Source organism: Xanthobacter cornucopiae (genome assembly GCF_043195065.2).
Classification (GTDB): domain Bacteria; phylum Pseudomonadota; class Alphaproteobacteria; order Rhizobiales; family Xanthobacteraceae; genus Xanthobacter.
Genome location: NZ_CM195531.1, coordinates 3,020,798 through 3,038,452, shown reverse-complemented (window position 1 = coordinate 3,038,452; position 17,655 = coordinate 3,020,798). Strand labels below are relative to the sequence as shown.

Below are 17,655 nucleotides of genomic sequence, written 5' to 3'. Positions count from 1 at the left end.
CGAGCGGGGCTCCCAAGGTCGGACTCTAGATCGCAATCCATTGATATTAAGAGGATATTTATCCATCAGAGGACGCCGGCGGGGGCGCGCTCCAGCTTCGGCGGTCGCCGGATAAGGGCTTGATCCAGATCAATTCTGGCACGGCCCATGCAAGACTGATTACGAAGTATGCTTCGCATTATGCGGTCGGCGACCGCGCTTCCGGACGGAGACATTGATGGGTGAGGCAGTGGGTTACGACACGGTTCTGAAGGGCGGGCGCGTGATCTGCCCGGCGTCCGGGCGCGACGGCGTGTTCGACGTGGCGGTGCGCGACGGGCGCATCGCCGCCATCGCGGAAACCATCCTTCCGGCGAGCGCCGCCACCGTGGTGGATGTCTCGGGCAAGCTGGTGCTGCCGGGCATGATCGACACCCACGGCCACTGCTACCAGTATGTGAGCGGCCGGTTCGGGCTCGATCCGGACATGGTGGGCGTGCAGTCCGCCGTCACCACGGTGGTGGACCAGGGCGGCGCCTCCTGCATGACCCTGCCGGGCTTCCGCAAATTCATGGTGGAGCCCAAGAAGACGCGGGTGCTCTCCTTCCTGTCCGCCTATCTGGTGGGCGGCCTGGAGGGCCATTACTACCCCAACCTCTACAGCCCCGACTGCGTGGACGTGGACGCCACCGTGCGCGCGGCGGTCGCCAACCGCGACCTGGTGCGCGGCATCAAGGGCCATGCGGAGATCGGCGGCTTCGCCCGCTGGGGCATCACCGTGATGGTGATGGCGGCCGAGATCGCGCGGCGCGCCGAGATTCCGCTCTATGTGCATTTCGGCGCCCTGTGGGGCCTGCCCGAGAGCGGCACCAATGGCGAGGATGCCGACACCATTCTCGACCGCGTCATCCCGCTGCTGAAGGAGGGCGACATCCTCGCCCACCCGTTCACGCGCAATCCCGGCGGCTTCGTGAACCGCGACGGCAAGGTGCACGACGTCATCAAGGCCGCCCTCGACCGGGGCCTGAAGATCGATGTCGGCCACGGCAGCCACTTCTCCTACCGCATCGCCGCCAAGGCCATCGCCGCCGGCGTGGTGCCGCACACCCTGGGCGCCGACATGCACGGCTACAACACCCATGTGCCCGCCCCCGCCGGGACCCCGGCCGAGCACCCGGACGACGAGAACCATCCGTTCCGGGGCCAGGCGCGCTTCAGCCTCACCCAGGCCATGAGCTCGCTGATGGCGCTGGGCCTTCCGCTGGAGCAGGTGGTGCCCATGGTCACCGCCAATCCCGCGCGCATGGTCGGCATGTCCGACAGCCTCGGCGCGCTGGAGGTGGGGCGCATCGCCGACATCTCCGTGCTCGATGACAATCGCGGCCGCTTCCTGCTGCGCGACAACGAGGACACCAAGGTGGTCACCGACCGCCTGCTGACGCCGGCCTTCTGCCTGCGCGCCGGCGTGCGCTTCGACGCCGACGCGCCCATCCTGCCGGAAGCGGTGGCGGCGTGAGCGCGCCCGCCCGCGCCAAGGCGCCGCAGGAGGCCTGGGACACCCTGTCCCAGGCCGAGCGGGACGCCGCCTACAACAACAACGCCGCCGTGGCCGACAGCGCGGCCTGGGTGGCCGCGCGCGACGCGGCCGCCGCCGCCTATCGCGCCGCGCACCCCGCGCGGCTCGACATTCCCTATGGCGCCGGCGCGCGGCAGAAGCTGGACCTGTTTCCCGGCGCGGCGGGCGCGCCCACCCTGGTGTTCATCCACGGCGGCTACTGGCAGCGCAATTCGCGCGAGGTGTTCGCGCATTATGCCGCGGGGCTCGCGGCGCATGGCTGGTCGGTGGCGCTGCCGGGCTATTCGCTGGCGCCCGAGGCCCGGCTCGCCGACATCGTGGCCGAGATCGGCGGCGCGCTCGATCTCCTGGCGCACGGCGGTCGGGGGCTGGGCGCGGGCGGCCCCCTCGTGCTCTCCGGCTGGTCCGCCGGGGCGCAACTGGCGCTCATGCATCTCGATCATCCGGCGGTGGCGGCGGGTCTCGCCATCTCCGGCGTGTACGAGCTGGCGCCGCTGCGCGACACCTTCCTGAACGCGGCGCTGGACCTGTCCGACGACGAGATCGAGCGGTTCTCGCCGCTGCGCCTGCCGTCGTCGGGCAAGCCGCTCGTCATCGCCTACGGCACGGGGGAGGTTCCCGCCCTCGTGCACGATTCAGAGGCGCTGGCCGCGCGCCGTGTCGCCGCCGGGGTTCCGGTCTCGCTGCGGCCCATCGCCGGCGCCAACCATTTCTCGATCCTCGACGCGCTGCGCGATCCGGCCGGCCGGCTGGCGCGCGCCGCCCTCGATCTCGTCAGCGGAGTATTGCGATGATCGACGACGTGACCCAGCCGGGCGAGGGCGTCGGCGCGCGCCTGCCGCGCAAGGAAGACGACCGGCTGATGCGCGGGCGCGGCCAGTTCATCGCCGACATCCGCCTGCCGGGGATGCAGGATGTCGCCTTCGTCCGCAGCCCCCTGGCCCATGCCCGCATCCGCGCCATCCACGTGCCGGACGACCTGAAGGGCCGCGTCTTCACCGCTGCCGATCTCGACGGGGTGAAGCCCATCCGCGCCGTCTCGGGCCTGCCGGGCTTCAAGGTGTCGGAGCAGCCGGTGCTCGCCACCGGCAAGGTGCGGCAGGTGGGCGAGCTCATCGCCATGTGCCTCGCCCCCACCCGTGCCGAGGCCGAGGACATGGCGGCCCGGGTGGAGCTGGAGTTGGAGGAACTGCCCGCCCTCCACGACATGCTGGCGGCAAAGCAGCCCGGCGCGGCGCTGGTGCACGAGCACTGGGGCGACAACGTCTTCCTCGAAAGCCTGGTGAACGTGAACATCGAGGCCGCCTTCGACGCCCCGGTGAAGGTTTCGCGCACCATCTCCACCGCCCGCCAGTGCATGGCGCCCATCGAGGGGCGCGGCACGGTGGTGCATCTCGACCACCGCATGGACCAGCTGGTCGTCTACACCGCGAGTCAGATGCCGCACATCGTCCGCTCCGGCCTGTCCGAATGCCTGGGGCTGGAGGAGGGGCAGGTCCGCATCATCTCCCCGGATGTGGGCGGCGGCTTCGGCTACAAGGCGATCCTGCTGGCGGAGGATGTCTGCCTGGGCTGGCTGGCGCGCCGGCTCGGCACGCCGGTGCGCTGGCTGGAGGACCGGCGCGAGCACCTCACCGCCAACGCCAATTGCCGCGAGCACCATTACGAGATCACCCTCTATGCCGAGCGCGACGGCACCCTGCGCGGCATCGATTGCGAAGCCACTGTCGATAGCGGCGCCTATTCAGCCTATCCCTTCTCCGCGTGTCTCGAAGCCGCGCAGGTGGCCTCCATCCTGCCGGGGCCCTACGACTTTCCCGCCTATCGCTGCCGCACCTGGTCGGTCGCCACCAACAAATGCCCGATCCTGCCCTATCGCGGGGTGGCGCGCACCGGTGTGTGCTTCGCGCTGGAAGTGGCGCTCGATGCCCTGGCCGCCGAGCTGGGCCTGCCGCCGGAAGAGGTGCGCTTCAGGAACCTCGTGCGCCCGGAGCAGATGCCCTTCGACAACATCACGAAGAAGCACTTCGACAGCGGCGATTATCCGGAAGCCCTCACCCGCGCGCTGAAGGCCATCGATCCCGCCAAGGTGCGCGCCCGGCAACGCCAGGGCGAGGCGGATGGCCGGCGCATCGGCCTCGGCCTTTCCATCTATTGCGAGCAGGGGGCGCACGGCACCTCGGTCTATTCGGGCTGGGGCATTCCCATGGTGCCCGGCCACGAGCAGGCGGGCGCGCGCCTCACCCCCGACGGCGGGCTGGAGCTGCGGGTGGGCGTGCACTCCCACGGCCAGAGCCTGGAAACGACGCTGGCCCAGGTGGCCCATGAAATCCTCGGCATCCCCATCGCCCGCACCCGCGTGTTCTACGGCGACACCGCCATGACCCCCTATTCCACCGGAAGCTGGGGCTCGCGGGTGATGGTGATGGCGGGCGGGGCGGTGGCCACCGCCTGCACCGCGCTGTCCGAGCGCATCCGCCGCATCGGCGCCCACATGCTGCAGGCGGACCTCGCGGACGTGCGCTTCGAGGCCGGCCGCGTCATCGGGCCGAACGGCGACGTGGGCGTGAACGCCATTGCCCACACCTGGTATCGCCGGCCCCAGGACCTGCCCGCCGATGTGGACGGCGGCGGCCTGGAGGTGACCGCCGGCTACAAGCCGCTGCGCGACAGCGGCACCTTCAGCTACGCCGCCCATGCGGTGGTGCTGGCGGTGGACCCCGAGATCGGCGCGGTGGAAATCCTCGACTACGTCATCGTCGAAGACGGTGGCGTGCTGGTGAACCCCATGGTGGTGGACGGCCAGATCTACGGCGGCCTCGCCCAGGGCATCGGCACCGCGCTTTATGAGGAGATGCGGTTCGACACCTCCGGCCAGCCTTTGGCTTCGACGCTGGCGGACTACCTGCTGCCCGGCGCGCCGGAAGTGCCCACGCCCTTCATCGGCCACATGGAGACCCCCTCGCCCTACACCCGCTTCGGGGTGAAGGGCATCGGCGAGGGGGGCGCCATTGCCCCCCCCGCCGCCATCGCCAATGCGGTCAACGACGCGCTGCGCCCGCTGGGGGTGGAGATGCTGCAGGCGCCCGTCACCCCCCGGCGCATCGTGGAGAAGGTGCTGGCCGCCCGCGCCGCCGCCAACAGGAGCGCCGCATGAAGCCCACCCCGTTCCAGATCGCCCGCCCGCGCGAGATCGAGGCCGCGCTCGCCCTGCTCGCCGCGGGCGGCGACGGCGCCAAGGTGATGGCCGGCGGCCAGTCCCTCGGCCCCATGCTGAACCTGCGCCTCGCCACCCCGTCGCTGGTGGTGGACATCTCCGGCATCGCCGAGCTGAAGAGCGCGCGGGAGGAGGCGGGCGCGGTCGTCTACGGCGCCCTTGTCACCCATGCTGACGTGGAGGATGGCCGCGTGCCGGACGTCGGCGCGCATGTCCTGCGCCGCGTGGCCTCGGGCATCGCCTATCGGGCGGTACGCAATCGCGGCACCATGGGCGGCAGCCTTTCCCATGCCGATCCGGCGGCCGACTGGGTGAACGCCCTCTCGGTCCTGGGCGCGCAGGTGGAGATCGCGGGGCCGGCCGGCCGGCGCTGGCTGGCGCTGGGGGATTTCCTCGTCGGCGCGCTATCGACTGCGCTCGGCGCCGGCGAACTGCTGGTGGCGGTGCGGGTGCCCAGGGTGCCGGCGGGCGCGCGCTTCGGCTACGTGAAGCACTGTCGCAAGGTGGGCGAGTTCGCCCATGCGGTGGCCGCCGTTCTGGTCGATCCGGCCGCCGGAACCGCTCGCGCGCTGATGGGCGCCATCGACGCCCCGCCGCTGGTGATTGCGGATGCGCGCGGCCTGTTCGGCGGAGCCATCGGTGCCGATCTCGCCGCGCGCTTCGATGCCCCGGCCGCCGATGCCGTCCTTGCCAAGGCCGGTGTCGCGGATGCCGTCGACCGCCATGTGCACGTCGAGGTGCTGCGCCGCGCGGCGCGGCAGGCGGCGGACCTCTTCACCCCCGACACCAGGAGCGCCGCATGAACGCCCCCATCCGCGTTTCCGGCGCAACCCAGACCGTCGCCCTCACCCTGAATGGCCGTCCGGTGGCGGCCGAGGTGGAGCCGCGCACCAACCTCGCTGATTTCGTGCGCGACAGCCTCCATGCCACGGGCACCCACATCGGCTGCGAGCACGGCGTATGCGGCGCCTGCACTGTCCTGGTGGACGGCGAGCCGGCCCGCGCCTGCCTCGCCTTCGCCGCCGCCTGCGCCGGGTCGCAGGTGACCACCATCGAGGGACTGGACGACGACGCGGTGGCGGCGGAACTGCGCGCCGCCTTCAACCGCGAGCACGCTTTGCAATGCGGCTTCTGCACCCCCGGCATGCTGGTGTCGGCGCGCGACCTGGTGCTGCGCCTGCCGGAGCCGGACGAGGGGCGCATCCGCCTGGGCCTTGCCGGCAACCTGTGCCGCTGCACCGGCTATGCGGGCATCGTGAAGGCGGTGGCATCGGTCATCGCCGAGCGGCGGGCCCGCGGCATCGTCGCCGGCGCGGCGCCGCGTCCGCTGGGCCCGGTGGGTGCGCGGGCCGCTGGCGGGGCCGCGCCAACCACGGGCGGGGCGCCGGACGCCATCCCGGCGCCGCCTGCGGCCCCTACTCCGGCGCCGGCCCCCGCGCGGCCGGTCGCGGCCGATTTCACGCCCGCCCACAGCTTCGCCCAAGGTTTCGAGGTGGGCTTCCCGCCGGACCGGGTGTTCGCCTTCTTCGCCGATATCCGCGCCGTGGCGCAGTGCCTGCCCGGCGCGGTGGTGGAGGCGATGCCGGACCCCGAGCATGTGGAGGGCGGGATGAAAGTGCAGCTCGGCCCCATCGGCACCACGTTCCGCGGCACCGCCCGCGTCACCCGCGACGATGCCACCCTGAGCGGCGTCATCCTCGGCGCCGGCGCCGATGGGCGCTCCTCCACCCAGGGCGAGATCCGCTATCGCGTGGCGCCGGGCGCGGCCCCCGGCACGGCGCGGGTGGAACTGAGCGTGGGCTATACGCTGAAGGGGCCGCTCGCCCAGTTCGGCCGCCCCGGCCTGGTGCGCGAGGTGGCGGGCCGGCTCATGGCGGACTTCGCCGCAACTCTCGAGGCCCGGCTCGGCGGCGCGCCGGCGCCTGCCGCCGCGCCCGGCCTCAACCCGCTGCGCCTGCTCTTCGCCCTGCTGGCCCGGCGCCTCAAGGCGCTGCTGGGCGGCTGAGGGCGCCGGCCCCGTCCATCGCTTCAACCACAGCCCCGATTGCCCCGAGAAACTGGAGTTTTCCCATGTCGATGACCCGTAGGACCACGCTTGCGGCCCTGGCTTTCACCCTGATGGGCTCCGCCGCCTTCGCCGCCGACGACACCATCAAGATCGGCGTCAACCAGCCGCTCACCGGCGCCTTCGCCGCCTCCGGCACCTATGTGACCAACGGCGCCAGGATCGCCGCCGACGAGATCAACGCCAAGGGCGGCGTGCTGGGCAAGAAGATCGAGCTCGTCGTCGAGGACAACAAGAGCAACCCCACCGAGGCCGCCGCCGTGGCGGAAAAGCTCATCACCTCCGACAAGGTGCCGGTGATGATGGGCGCCTGGGGCTCCAGCCTGACGCTCGCCACCATGCCGAAGCTGGAGGAATATTCCGTGCCGATGCTGGTGGAAACCTCCTCGTCCGGTAAGATCACCACCTCCGGCAACCCCTATGTCTTCCGCATCTCGCCGCCCTCGGCGGTGGAGGCGGAGGCGTTCGGGCCGATCGCCGGCAAGCTCGGCGTGAAGAAGGTGGACTTCCTGGTCATCAACAACGACTGGGGCCGGGGCGCCGCCGCCGACTTCTCCAAGATGCTCAAGTCCAAGGGGGTCGAGGTGGGCCTGGTGGAGACCATGGATGCCTCCTCCCAGGACATGAGCGCCCAGCTCGCCAAGCTGAAGGCCTCCGACGCCGACACCATCATGGTCACCGCCGCGGTGGACCAGCTCACCTTGCTGTTCAAGCAGATGGCGGCGCTGGGCCTGAAAAAGCGCGTCATCACCACCGGCGGGTCGCAGAACCCTGACCAGATCGTGGCCCAGGCCGGCGCGGCGGCGGGCGGCACCCTGCACCTCGTCACCTTCGCACCCTGGTGGCCGGAGAAGAGCCCCAACCCGCAGGCGGCCGAATACTTCATCGGCGAGTGGAAGAAGCGCGGATACGACTTCGCCGGCACCACCGAGAGCTTCCGCGGCTATGACGGCATCCGCACCATCGCCGCCGCCATCCAGGCCGGCGGCGGCACCGACCCGGCCTCCATCCAGAAGGGCTTCTGGAGGGTGGAGTTGAGCGGCCTCAACGGTCCCATCAAGTTCCAGAAGGCCGGGCCTGAGGGCAAGGAAAGCGGGCAGAGCAAGCCCGAGGTCTACCTGATCCAGATCACCGACGGCAAGATCGCCCCCGTCAAGCTCTGATCCGGACGCCCCCTCTCCCCCGCGCGGGGAGGGGGGCGGGGGAGGGGGCGGGACGGTCTCTGCCCTGACCGGCGTCTCGCCTCCTCCTCATCTTTCCCGCTCGCGGGATACCCGCCCTCGCCGGCGGCGGCGCTGCCGCCGCCCGCCCCGAACGCAGCACGGACAGGCCGGATGGACCAGCTTCTGCAACACCTCGTCAATGCATCGGTGCTGGGTGGCACCTATGCGCTCCTCGGCATCGGCCTCACCTTGATCTTCGGCATCATGAACGTGGTGAATTTCACCCACGGGGCCATCTATACCTTCGGCGCCTATGCCATGTACCTGGCAGCGGTGGCGCTGGGGCTCAATTTCTTCGTGGCGCTGCCGGTGGCGCTGCTGGCGGGCCTGCTGCTCGGCGCGCTCATCGAGTTCGTCCTGCTGCGGCCGCTGCGCCGCACCGACATCGACACCACCATGCTGGTGATGATCGGCGCCGGCATCATCCTGCAGTCGGGCACGCTGTGGATCTTCGGCGGCGTCGCCAAGTCGGTGCCGACGCCGTTTCCCGCCGAGCCGCTGGCGATCGGGCCGGTGTCCGTGTCCTATGCCCGCCTGTTCGTGCTCGGGGCGGCGCTGGCGCTGATCGGGCTCACCGCCTTCACCATCAATGGCACACGGCTGGGGCGGGCCATGCGCGCCACCTTCCAGGACCACGACACGGCGGCGCTGATGGGCGTCAACGTCTCGCTCATCTACACCGCCACCTTTGCCATCGGCTCGGCCCTGGCTGCCGCCGCCGGGGCGCTGCTGGGCCCGGTCTACGTGGTGTTTCCGCAGATGGGCGACCTGGCGGCGGTGAAGGCGTTCGCCATCGTCATCCTGGGCGGACTCGGCTCCATTCCCGGCGCCACCATCGGCGGCTTCATCCTGGCGTTCGCCGAGGAGATCGGCGCCGGCTACATCTCCTCTGGCTATCGCGACGCCATGGGCTTTCTCATCATCATCGCGGTGCTGCTGGTGAAGCCCACCGGCCTGTTTGCCCGCGCGGAGCGGATCGGATGACGCGCCTCCTCGCCCCCACCCTGCTCGTGGTCCTGGCGGCGCTGCCGCTGGTGCTGAAGGACCCCTACCTGGTGAATGCCCTCATCATCACCGGCATCTTCACCATCTGCGCCATGAGCCTCAACCTGCTGCTGGGCTTCACCGGGCAATTGAGCCTCGGCCACGTCGCCTTCTTCGGCATCGGCGCCTATGTCAGCGCGCTCACCGCCCTGGGGTTCGACGTCGGCCTGCCGTTCGGCCTGCGCGTGACCCATGAGGGCGGCGCGCCGCTGCTGGGCTTCGTGCTCGCCATCGCCGTCACCGGGCTCGCTGGCTTTCTCATCGGCCGCCTGTCGTTCCGCGTGCGCGGGGCCTATTTCGTCATCGTCACCATCTCGTTCGCCGAGGTGGTGCGGCTGGTGGCGCTGAACTGGGTGGAGCTCACCCAGGGCCCGCTGGCGCTGACCTCCATCCCGAACATGGCGCTGCCGCTGCCGGGGCTCGGCGACACCGTCCTGCGCACGAAAATGCAGAATTATTATCTGGTGCTGGCGGTGGCGGCGGTGAGCTATGTCGTCGTCGCCCGGCTGGTGGCCTCGCGCTTCGGGCGGGCCATGCGGGGGTTGAAGGAGAACGAGTCCCTGGCGCAGTCGCTGGGCATCAACGCCACCCGCACCCTCACCATCGCCGCCACCGTCTCGGCGGCCATGGCGGGCGCGGCGGGCAGCCTCTATGCCCACTATATCCGCATCATCGACCCGGACGTGTTCCTGTTCTCCTACACCGTCACCATGGTCATCATGGTGGTGGCGGGCGGCAAGGGCACGCTGGCGGGGCCGCTGGTGGGCGGCCTCCTGTTCGGCCTGCTGCCGGTGGCGCTGCGCCCGGTGATGGCGCCGGAAGCCCAGTGGATGGTCTATGGCGGCGTGCTCATCGCCATCCTGTTCGTGATGCCGAAGGGCATCGTCCCGGCCCTCGAGGCCCTGACCCGGCGGCGCGGGCGCGCCGCGGCGGCGCCGGCAAAGCCGGCTGAAGCGGGAGCCCAGCCATGAGCGCGCGCGGCGACGTCATCCTCAGCATCGAGCATGTGGGCATGCGCTTCGGCGGGCTCACGGCCATCGCCGATCTGCATTTCGACGTGCGGGAGGGCGAGATCGTCAGTCTCATCGGCCCCAACGGCGCCGGCAAGACCACGGCCTTCAACATCATGACCGGCTTCCTGAAGCCGACCCAGGGCCGGGTGGTGTTCGCCGGCCGCGACCTCGCCCAGACCCGGCCCAACGAGATCACCCGCCTGGGCCTCGCCCGCACCTTCCAGCGCACCAGCGTGTTCGCGGACGACACGGTGACGGACAATGTGATGATCGGCCTCAGCCGCCACGGCGGCCGGGGCCTCCTGGATGGCGTCTGGCCCACGCCCGCCGCCCGCGCGGCCGAGCGGGCGGCGCGGGCACGGGCGGAGGAGATCATCGATCTGGTGGGCCTGTCCCATCGCGCCGGGGAAATGGCGGGCGCCCTGTCCTATGGCGAGCAGCGCCTCGTTGGCTTCGCCCTGGCGCTCGCCACCGCGCCGCGCATGCTGCTGCTGGATGAACCGGTGTCGGGCATGAACGCCTCGGAGACCCAGGCGTTCGTGCGCCTGGTGCGCAAGGTGCGGGCCTCGGGCGTCACCCTGCTGCTGGTGGAGCACGACATGCCCATGGTGATGGAGGTCTCCGACCGCATCGTCTGCCTCAGCTACGGGCGGCTGATCGCGGAAGGCGCGCCGGCGGAGATCCGCGCCGACCCGGCCGTCATCGAGGCCTATCTCGGCAAGAGCGCGGCCCGGTTGGAGCCCAAGGAGGTGGCCCATGCTTGAGATTTGCGACCTGACCTGTGGCTATGGCCCGGTGACGGCCCTGCGTGGCATCTCGCTCACGGTGGAGCGCGGCCAGCTGGTGGCGCTGGTGGGCGCCAACGGCGCCGGCAAGTCCACGACCCTGCGCGCCATTTCCGGCCTCGTGCCGGTGCGCTCGGGCGCGATCCGCCTCGACGGGGAGGACGTGACCCACGCCGGCCCGCAGAAGATGCTGCGCCTCGGCGTCGCCCACTGCCCGGAGGGCCGGCGGGTGTTCCCGCACATGAGCGTCGCCGACAACCTCGCCATGGGCGCCTATCTGCGCGCCAGCGACGCCAGCCTGCGGGAGGACTATGCGCGCATCTACGACACCTTCCCGCGCCTCGCCGAGCGCCGCCACCAGATGGCCGGCACCCTCTCCGGCGGCGAACAGCAGATGCTGGCCATCGGCCGGGCGCTCATGTCGCGCCCGCGCCTCGTCCTGTTCGACGAGCCCTCGCTCGGCCTTGCGCCCAACATCGTGGAGCAGATGTTCACCATCATCAGTTCCATCCGCGATGCCGGCACCACCGTGCTGCTGGTGGAGCAGAATGCCTTCGCGGCGCTGGAGCTGTGTGACTACGCCTATCTGCTGGAGGCCGGACGCATCGTGAAGGCGGGGGAGGGGGCGCGGCTGATCGACGATCCCCATGTGCGCGCGGCCTATCTCGGCGGCTGAGCGCCGGCCGCGAGATCACGGGCGGGGCCGGCACGATCCGGTCCCGCCCTTTTTCATGCCTGTTCTGTCGGCGTAAAAAAAAGGCCGGCGCCCAAGGCGCCGGCGGGTCGTTCAGGGGCTGCGCGGGCCGAACGCGGCACCCGCTCAGGACGGCAGGCGCTGGGCCGCCTCGCGGATGGCTTTGAGCACCTTGTGCTGGAGGGCGATGAAGTCCTCGCTCTCCACGATGTCCGGCGTGCGCGGGCGCGGCAGGCCCACATGGAAGGTCTCGCGCACGCGGCCGGGGCCGATGCCCATCACCACGATGCGATCGGAAAGGTAGACCGCCTCCTCCACGTCATGGGTCACGAACAGCACGGTCAGTTTGTGCTGCTCCCACACCTCGATCAGCAGCGCCTGCATCTGCTGGCGGGTAAGGGCGTCGAGGGCGCCGAAGGGCTCGTCCATGAGCAGCATCTTCGGCCGGTAGGACAGGGCGCGGGCGATGGCCACGCGCTGCTTCATGCCGCCGGACAGCTCGCTGGGATAGGCATCGGCGAAATGCTCCAGCTTCACCAGGGCGATATGCTCCTGCGCCACGCGGCGGCGTTCGGCCGCTTCCATGCCGGCGGCCTGGAGCGCGAACTCCACGTTCTGCCGGGCGGTGAGCCAGGGAAGGAGCGTATAGGACTGGAACACCACGCCCCGGTCGAGCCCGGCCTCGAACACCGGCGCGCCGTCGATGCGCACGGGCGAATAGTCCCCCGCGCCGGCGGTGGGGTCGTCGAAGGTCTCCAGCCCGGCGACGATGGAGAGCAGGGTGCTCTTGCCGCAGCCCGAGGTGCCCACCAGCGACACGAACTCGTTGGTGGCGAGGTCGAGATTGATGTCGCGCAGGATCTCCTTCTGCTGCGCGCCGGTCCCGAAGCTCTTGTTGAGATGGCGGATCTCCAGCTTCGGGGCGTTGTCGGAAATGGCGGGCGCGGGCGCGGTCATCGTCCCCTCGTGGTGTAGCGGAAGAGGTGGGTGGCGGCCGCCTTCATGAGCTGGTCGGTGACGAGGCCGAGCAGGCCGAGCAGCAGGATGTAGCCGAAGATGGTGTTGGTCTGGAAAAACCGCTGCGCCACCACGATGCGGTAGCCGAGGCCCGAGGTCGCGGCCACCAGCTCCGCCACCACCAGCCAGGTCCACGCCCAGCCGAGGCTGATGCGCAGTGTGTCCCAGATGCCGGGCATGGCGCTGGGCAGCACGATGCGGCGGATGATCCTGGCATCCGAGAGGCCGAGCGTGCGGCCGAGGCCGATGAAATCCTTCGGCACGCGCTTCACCACGTCCATCACCAGCAGCACCTGCTGGAAGAAGGTGCCGATGAAGATGATGAGGAATTTCTGCGCATCCCCCGTGCCCACCCACAGGATGGACAGCGGCACGAAGGCCACCACCGGCATGTAGCGCACGAAGTCCACCAGCGGCTCGATGGCGGCTTCCCAGGTGAAGTAGCTGCCCACCAGCAGGCCCAGCGGAATGGCCAGGGCGGAGGCGATGAGGAAGCCCACCGCGATGCGGTAGATGGAGACGCCCATGTCGGTCCAGAGCGTGCCGTCCGCCGCGAGCTTGCCGAGCTGGGCGATGACGCTCCCGGGGGAAGGCAGGAAGATGGGCCGCACCACGCCGGCCGCCGCAGCGGTGACCCAGGCGAGGGCGATGGCCGCGAACACCGCGAAGGCGATGCCCACGAAGCGGCTGCGGCTGATGGGGACGCGCAGCCCTCCGCGCCGCCTTGCGCGGCGGCGCGGACCGGTGCCGGTGGACGGCGGGGCGGCGTTCGGGGTCAGGTTCATGGCGGGTGGAGCCACGCGCGCTTCGCCTGTGCTGGGGCCGCTGAGGCCGCCGTCCAGGGCCGTCACGGGACGGCCTTCACGAAATCGACGATGACGATGTCGCCCGCCGCCACCGGCTTCTCCAGCAGGCCGGCCTTCTGCGAGGCATCGGCCACGTCGCCGAGGGTCTTGGTGGAGAAGGCGCCCGGCAGGGCGTCCTTGTTCTGGGCCATGGAGTAGAACACCACGCCGTCGAACGCGGTCTTCAGTTCGTCCACGCTGGCGCCCACCGCCTTGGCGATGATGGCGCGCCCGCCGGCCACATCCGCATTATAGTCCTTGAGCGCGGCGTCCCACGCCTTGATGAGCGCCAGTACCTGGCCGGGCTTCTTCTTCAGCACGTCCTCGCGCACCACCAGCACGTCGGAGATGAGGCCGGGGTTGACGCCGGCCGTGTAGAGCAGCTTCAGCTTGGAATCCTGCTGCAGGGCGGTGGAGAGATACGGCTCATAGGTGACGGCCACCGGCACCTGACCGGCGATGAGCGCGCCGCCGGCATTGGCGGCGGGCATGGGCACCTGCTCGATATCGGTGATGGACATGCCGTTGGCGGCCAGCGCGTATTGCAGCAGCACGTCGGAGGTGGCGCCCTGCTCGTAGGCCACCTTCTTGCCCTTCAGGTCCTTGATGGAGCCGATCTCGGGGGTGGAGAGGATGGCGTCGGCGGTGGTGGAGACGTCCAGCAGGGCGACGATCTTGATGGGCAGCCCCGCCGCCTTCATGCTCAGCGCCGCATTGGTGGGCACCGCCGCCACGTCGAGCGCGCCGCTCGCCACCGCCGCGTTGATGTCCTTCTGCTCGACGAAATTCTCTATTCTGACGTGGGACAGGCCCTCCTTCTTGTAAAGGCCCTTCTCAGCCGCGATGTGCAGCGGGCCATAGCCCAGCCAGGGCTGCACGCCCACGGTGAGGGCGCCGGCCTCGGGCTTGGCCGGAATCTCGGCGGCGCGCGCCGGCAGCGCGGCGAAGGCGACGAACGCCGCGAACATGGCGCTCTTCATGATCTGGGCAGACATCATGCGAAACGGTCCTGTGTTGGGCTGCGTGCTGGCAGCGTTGAAAGGATTTTGAGAGAGATCAGAAGGAAAACTCGCGCCGGCCCATCTGGATGGTGATCCATTTCTGCTCGGTCAGCTCTTCCCAGGAGGAACGCCCGCCCTCGCGGCCGAAGCCGGAGTTCTTCACGCCACCGAACGGCACGTGGGGCTCATCCGAGATGGTGCAGTCGTTCACGTGCACCATGCCGGATTCCAGCCGCAGCGAGAGGTCGAACGCCTTCTGCAGGTCGTTGGTGATGACGGCGGCGGAGAGGCCGTAGGCGGTGTCGTTGGCCACCTTCAGCGCCTCCTCGGAATCCGCCACGCGGATGAGCGAGACCACGGGGCCGAAGCTCTCCTCGTGGTAGATGCGCATCTCCTCGGTCACGCCGGTGAGCACGGTGGGCTGGAAGTAGCGGCCGGCGTGGGTGCCGCCGGTGAGCACCTGGGCGCCCTTGGCGGTGGCGTCCGCCAATTGGGCGTCGATGAAGGCGCACTGGCTCTCGCGGATCAGCGGGCCGATGACGGAGGTGGCCTCGCGCGGGTGGCCCACCGGCACGCCCTTGGCCTTGGCCACGAAGCGCTCCACGAAGGCGTCGAAGACGGGGGCTTCCACGATCACCTTGGAATTGGCCATGCACACCTGCCCCTGGTGCAGGAACACGCCGAAGGCAGCGGCGTTCACCGCATAGTCGAGGTCGGCGTCCTTCAGCACGATCAGCGGGCTCTTGCCGCCCATTTCCAGGCAGAACTTCTTGAGGTTCCTGGCCGCCTCCACCGCCAGATGGCGGCCGGTGCGGGTGGAGCCGGTGAAGGTGACGACCTTCACGCGCGGGTCGGCCATCATGATGTCGCCCACCTCGGCGGGCACGCCCGGCACCACGTTCAGCACGCCCGCCGGCAGGCCGGCCTCCTCGAACACATCGGCGATGAGGGCGCCGGAGATGGGCGTCTCCTCGGAGGGCTTGAGCACGAAGGTGTTGCCCGCCGCCAGCGCGAACGCGATCTTCTTCATGGAGAGCAGGAAGGGCGAGTTGAAGGGCGCGATGCCCGCCACCACGCCCAGCGGCCGGCGCACGGACAGGGAGATCTGCCCCGGCTGGGTCACGGGCATGGTCTCGCCCATCACGTGGCGCACGTCGCCGGCGGCGCTGCGCAGGCAGTCGGTGACGTAGTCGATCTCCCACAGGGCCTTGTTGAACACCGAGCCGCACTCGTCGATCAGCATGTCGCGGATCTCCGGGGTGCGCCGCTCGATCACCTCGGCGACCTTGAGGAGCATCTTCTCGCGGGTGCTGGCGAGGCTCAATCCCCACTGCGCGAAGGCCGCGTGGGCGGCATCAATGGCGCGCGTCACCTCCTCGGCGCCCGCCTGCTGGGTGCGGGCGAACAGGCTGCCGTCGGCGGGGTTGAGGCTGTCGGCGGTGATGTTGCGGCTGGAGGCCACCCAGGCGCCGTCGATGAACAGCTTGTAGGTGCGCACGCCGTCGATGACGTCGTAGGAAGCGGGATTCATGCGGGGGCTCCGTCGCGTTCCGGGGCTTTCAGGGAGAGGGAGGAGGAGAGGTCGCGGGCGATCAGCTCCGCCGCGCGCTCGCCGATGAGCACGCAGGGCGCCAGCGTGTTGCCGCCGGAGATGGCGGGCATGATGGAGCCATCCGCCACCCGCAGGCCGGCGATGCCGTGGACCTTCAGCGACCCGTCCACCACCGACAGGGCGTCGCGGCCCATTTTGGCGGTGCAGGTGGCGTGGAAATAGGTGCCGGCGGCGTTGCGCAGGAAGGTCACCATCTCCTCCGGCGCCAGCGGGCCCGGCATCAGCTCGCGCTTCACGAACGGCCGCAGGGCTTCCGAATGGCCCATGGCGCGGCAGATCTCGATGCAGCGGATGAGGGCTTTCACATCCTCCTCCGCGCTCAGGAAGTTGGCCTCGATGCGCAAGGGGGCGTCGGGGCCGGCGCCGGTCAGCAGCACCTGGCCGCGGCTTTTGGGGCGCAGCAGGCCGGGGGCGAGGGTGAAGGCGCGGGCGGGGTCCACCGGCAGGTCATAGGCCGGCCGGGTGATCTCGGAGCCGAAGGCGCACTCCTCCAGCATGGGCTGAAGGTCAGGCGCGGGGAGCGAGGGGTCGCTCTTGCAGAAGAAGGTGAATTCGGCCGAGTTGTTGCGAGGCGGCTCGGGGGTGCGATACTCGAACACGCAGCCGGCGACCAGGATGTGATCCTGCAGATTCTGCCCCACGCCGGGCAGGTGCCGGGCGAGCGGAATGCCGAAGGCCGCGAGGTGCGCCGCGTCGCCCACGCCCGACTGCATGAGCACCTTGGCGGTGTTGATGGCGCCCAGCGACAGCACCACCTCGTGCCGGGCGCGGACCGTGTGGCCGGCGCCGGCATGGTCGAACGCCACCGCCGTGGCGCGCCCGTTCTCGATCACCACGCGCCGCACGCGGGCGCCGGTGACCACCGTCAGGTTCCCCTGGTGGCGGCGCGGCGCCACATAGGCGGAGGCGGTGGTGATGCGCGAGCCGTCGCGCGCGATGTTCACGTTGGCGATGGCGGCGCAGCCGTCGCCGGCCACGGCTTCGGCATTGTGGTCGGCCACCTTGGGAATGCCCTGCTCGCCCGCCGCCTCCAAGAGGCCGTGCACCACCGGCACCGGGTCTTCCGGCAGGGTGATGCGCATGGGGCCGCCGGTGCCGCGCAGGGGCGAGGCCGGGCCGTCCCAGTCCTCGATGCGCTTGTAGATGGCGACGGCGGAGTCATAGCTCCAGCCGTCGTCGCCGCTCTCGGCCGCCCACAGGTCGAAATCGCTCTTGTGGCCGCGGGCCCAGACGAGGCCGTTGATGGCCGAGCCGCCGCCCATCACCCGCCCCATGGGCAGCGGCGCACGGCGCCCGTTGAGCCCGGCGCAGGGTTCGGAGCGGAAATCCCAGTCGCGCTCGGAGGCGATGTTGCGCATCCAGATCCTGGGGTTGCGCACCTCGTCCACGTCGCCTTCGCCGCCCGCTTCCAGCAGCAGCACCTTCAGGTGCGGATCGGCCGCCAGCCGGCCCGCCACCACGCAGCCGGCGGCGCCGCCGCCGCAGATCACAATATCGAAGCCTTCCTCGAAGGCCGTCGCGTCAGCCATGGGCAGTTTCCCGAGACTTGTCCGCCGGTGCGGAAATTCGTCAGTATACCGCCTA

The 17,655-nt window shown here is 70.3% G+C and carries 15 protein-coding genes; 10 read left to right on the top strand and 5 right to left on the bottom strand.

Annotated elements, in window-relative coordinates; genetic code table 11:
• The first annotated feature begins 217 nt into the window (after window positions 1-217).
• The 10 genes from V5F53_RS13340 to V5F53_RS13295 all read left to right on the top strand — a co-directional run bounded on the left by V5F53_RS13340 (window position 218) and on the right by V5F53_RS13295 (window position 11,578).
• Complete coding sequence (locus V5F53_RS13340; protein WP_393995365.1) at window positions 218-1,495, top strand: amidohydrolase/deacetylase family metallohydrolase; 1,278 nt, start codon at window positions 218-220, stop codon at window positions 1,493-1,495.
• Window positions 1,492-2,349, top strand: a complete 858-nt coding sequence (locus V5F53_RS13335; RefSeq protein ID WP_393995366.1) for an alpha/beta hydrolase — start codon at window positions 1,492-1,494, stop codon at window positions 2,347-2,349. The genes V5F53_RS13340 and V5F53_RS13335 overlap by 4 nt, the downstream gene beginning before the upstream one ends.
• Window positions 2,346-4,712 carry a xanthine dehydrogenase family protein molybdopterin-binding subunit gene (locus V5F53_RS13330; RefSeq protein WP_393995367.1) on the top strand — a complete coding sequence of 789 codons (2,367 nt, stop codon included), beginning with the start codon at window positions 2,346-2,348 and terminating at the stop codon, window positions 4,710-4,712. The genes V5F53_RS13335 and V5F53_RS13330 overlap by 4 nt, the downstream gene beginning before the upstream one ends.
• Complete coding sequence (locus V5F53_RS13325; protein ID WP_393995368.1) at window positions 4,709-5,575, top strand: FAD binding domain-containing protein; 867 nt, start codon at window positions 4,709-4,711, stop codon at window positions 5,573-5,575. Before V5F53_RS13330 ends, V5F53_RS13325 begins: the two co-directional genes overlap by 4 nt.
• Window positions 5,572-6,777 (top strand): xanthine dehydrogenase family Fe-S subunit, encoded by a 1,206-nt coding sequence (locus tag V5F53_RS13320; RefSeq protein WP_393995369.1) that lies wholly within the window; start codon window positions 5,572-5,574, stop codon window positions 6,775-6,777. The genes V5F53_RS13325 and V5F53_RS13320 overlap by 4 nt, the downstream gene beginning before the upstream one ends.
• A gap of 71 nt (window positions 6,778-6,848) precedes the next feature.
• Window positions 6,849-8,000 carry an ABC transporter substrate-binding protein gene (locus tag V5F53_RS13315; protein ID WP_393995424.1) on the top strand — a complete coding sequence of 384 codons (1,152 nt, stop codon included), beginning with the start codon at window positions 6,849-6,851 and terminating at the stop codon, window positions 7,998-8,000.
• A gap of 171 nt (window positions 8,001-8,171) precedes the next feature.
• Window positions 8,172-9,044, top strand: coding sequence for a branched-chain amino acid ABC transporter permease (locus V5F53_RS13310; protein WP_393995370.1), 873 nt, complete (start codon window positions 8,172-8,174; stop codon window positions 9,042-9,044).
• Window positions 9,041-10,075 (top strand): branched-chain amino acid ABC transporter permease, encoded by a 1,035-nt coding sequence (locus tag V5F53_RS13305; protein ID WP_393995371.1) that lies wholly within the window; start codon window positions 9,041-9,043, stop codon window positions 10,073-10,075. The genes V5F53_RS13310 and V5F53_RS13305 overlap by 4 nt, the downstream gene beginning before the upstream one ends.
• Entirely contained in the window at window positions 10,072-10,881 is an 810-nt protein-coding gene (locus V5F53_RS13300; protein ID WP_393995372.1) for an ABC transporter ATP-binding protein, read from the top strand. The genes V5F53_RS13305 and V5F53_RS13300 overlap by 4 nt, the downstream gene beginning before the upstream one ends.
• Window positions 10,874-11,578 carry an ABC transporter ATP-binding protein gene (locus V5F53_RS13295; RefSeq protein WP_393995373.1) on the top strand — a complete coding sequence of 235 codons (705 nt, stop codon included), beginning with the start codon at window positions 10,874-10,876 and terminating at the stop codon, window positions 11,576-11,578. Before V5F53_RS13300 ends, V5F53_RS13295 begins: the two co-directional genes overlap by 8 nt.
• A gap of 144 nt (window positions 11,579-11,722) precedes the next feature.
• Here the strand turns inward: V5F53_RS13295 and V5F53_RS13290 are convergent, their stop codons facing one another.
• The 5 genes from V5F53_RS13290 to V5F53_RS13270 all read right to left on the bottom strand — a co-directional run bounded on the left by V5F53_RS13290 (window position 11,723) and on the right by V5F53_RS13270 (window position 17,600).
• The gene (locus V5F53_RS13290; protein WP_393995374.1) at window positions 11,723-12,553 is read right to left on the bottom strand and encodes an ABC transporter ATP-binding protein; all 831 of its coding nucleotides are present in this window, start codon (window positions 12,551-12,553) and stop codon (window positions 11,723-11,725) included.
• A complete protein-coding gene (locus tag V5F53_RS13285; protein WP_393995375.1) occupies window positions 12,550-13,398 on the bottom strand; it encodes an ABC transporter permease in 849 nt (282 codons plus the stop codon). The genes V5F53_RS13290 and V5F53_RS13285 overlap by 4 nt, the downstream gene beginning before the upstream one ends.
• A gap of 62 nt (window positions 13,399-13,460) precedes the next feature.
• On the bottom strand, window positions 13,461-14,453 hold the full coding sequence (locus V5F53_RS13280; protein WP_393995425.1) for an ABC transporter substrate-binding protein: 993 nt from the start codon (window positions 14,451-14,453) through the stop codon (window positions 13,461-13,463).
• Window positions 14,454-14,514: 61 nt separating this feature from the next.
• Complete coding sequence (locus V5F53_RS13275; protein WP_393995376.1) at window positions 14,515-15,990, bottom strand: aldehyde dehydrogenase family protein; 1,476 nt, start codon at window positions 15,988-15,990, stop codon at window positions 14,515-14,517.
• Complete coding sequence (locus V5F53_RS13270) at window positions 15,987-17,600, bottom strand: GMC family oxidoreductase (protein ID WP_393995377.1); 1,614 nt, start codon at window positions 17,598-17,600, stop codon at window positions 15,987-15,989. The genes V5F53_RS13275 and V5F53_RS13270 overlap by 4 nt, the downstream gene beginning before the upstream one ends.
• Window positions 17,601-17,655 lie beyond the last annotated feature (55 nt).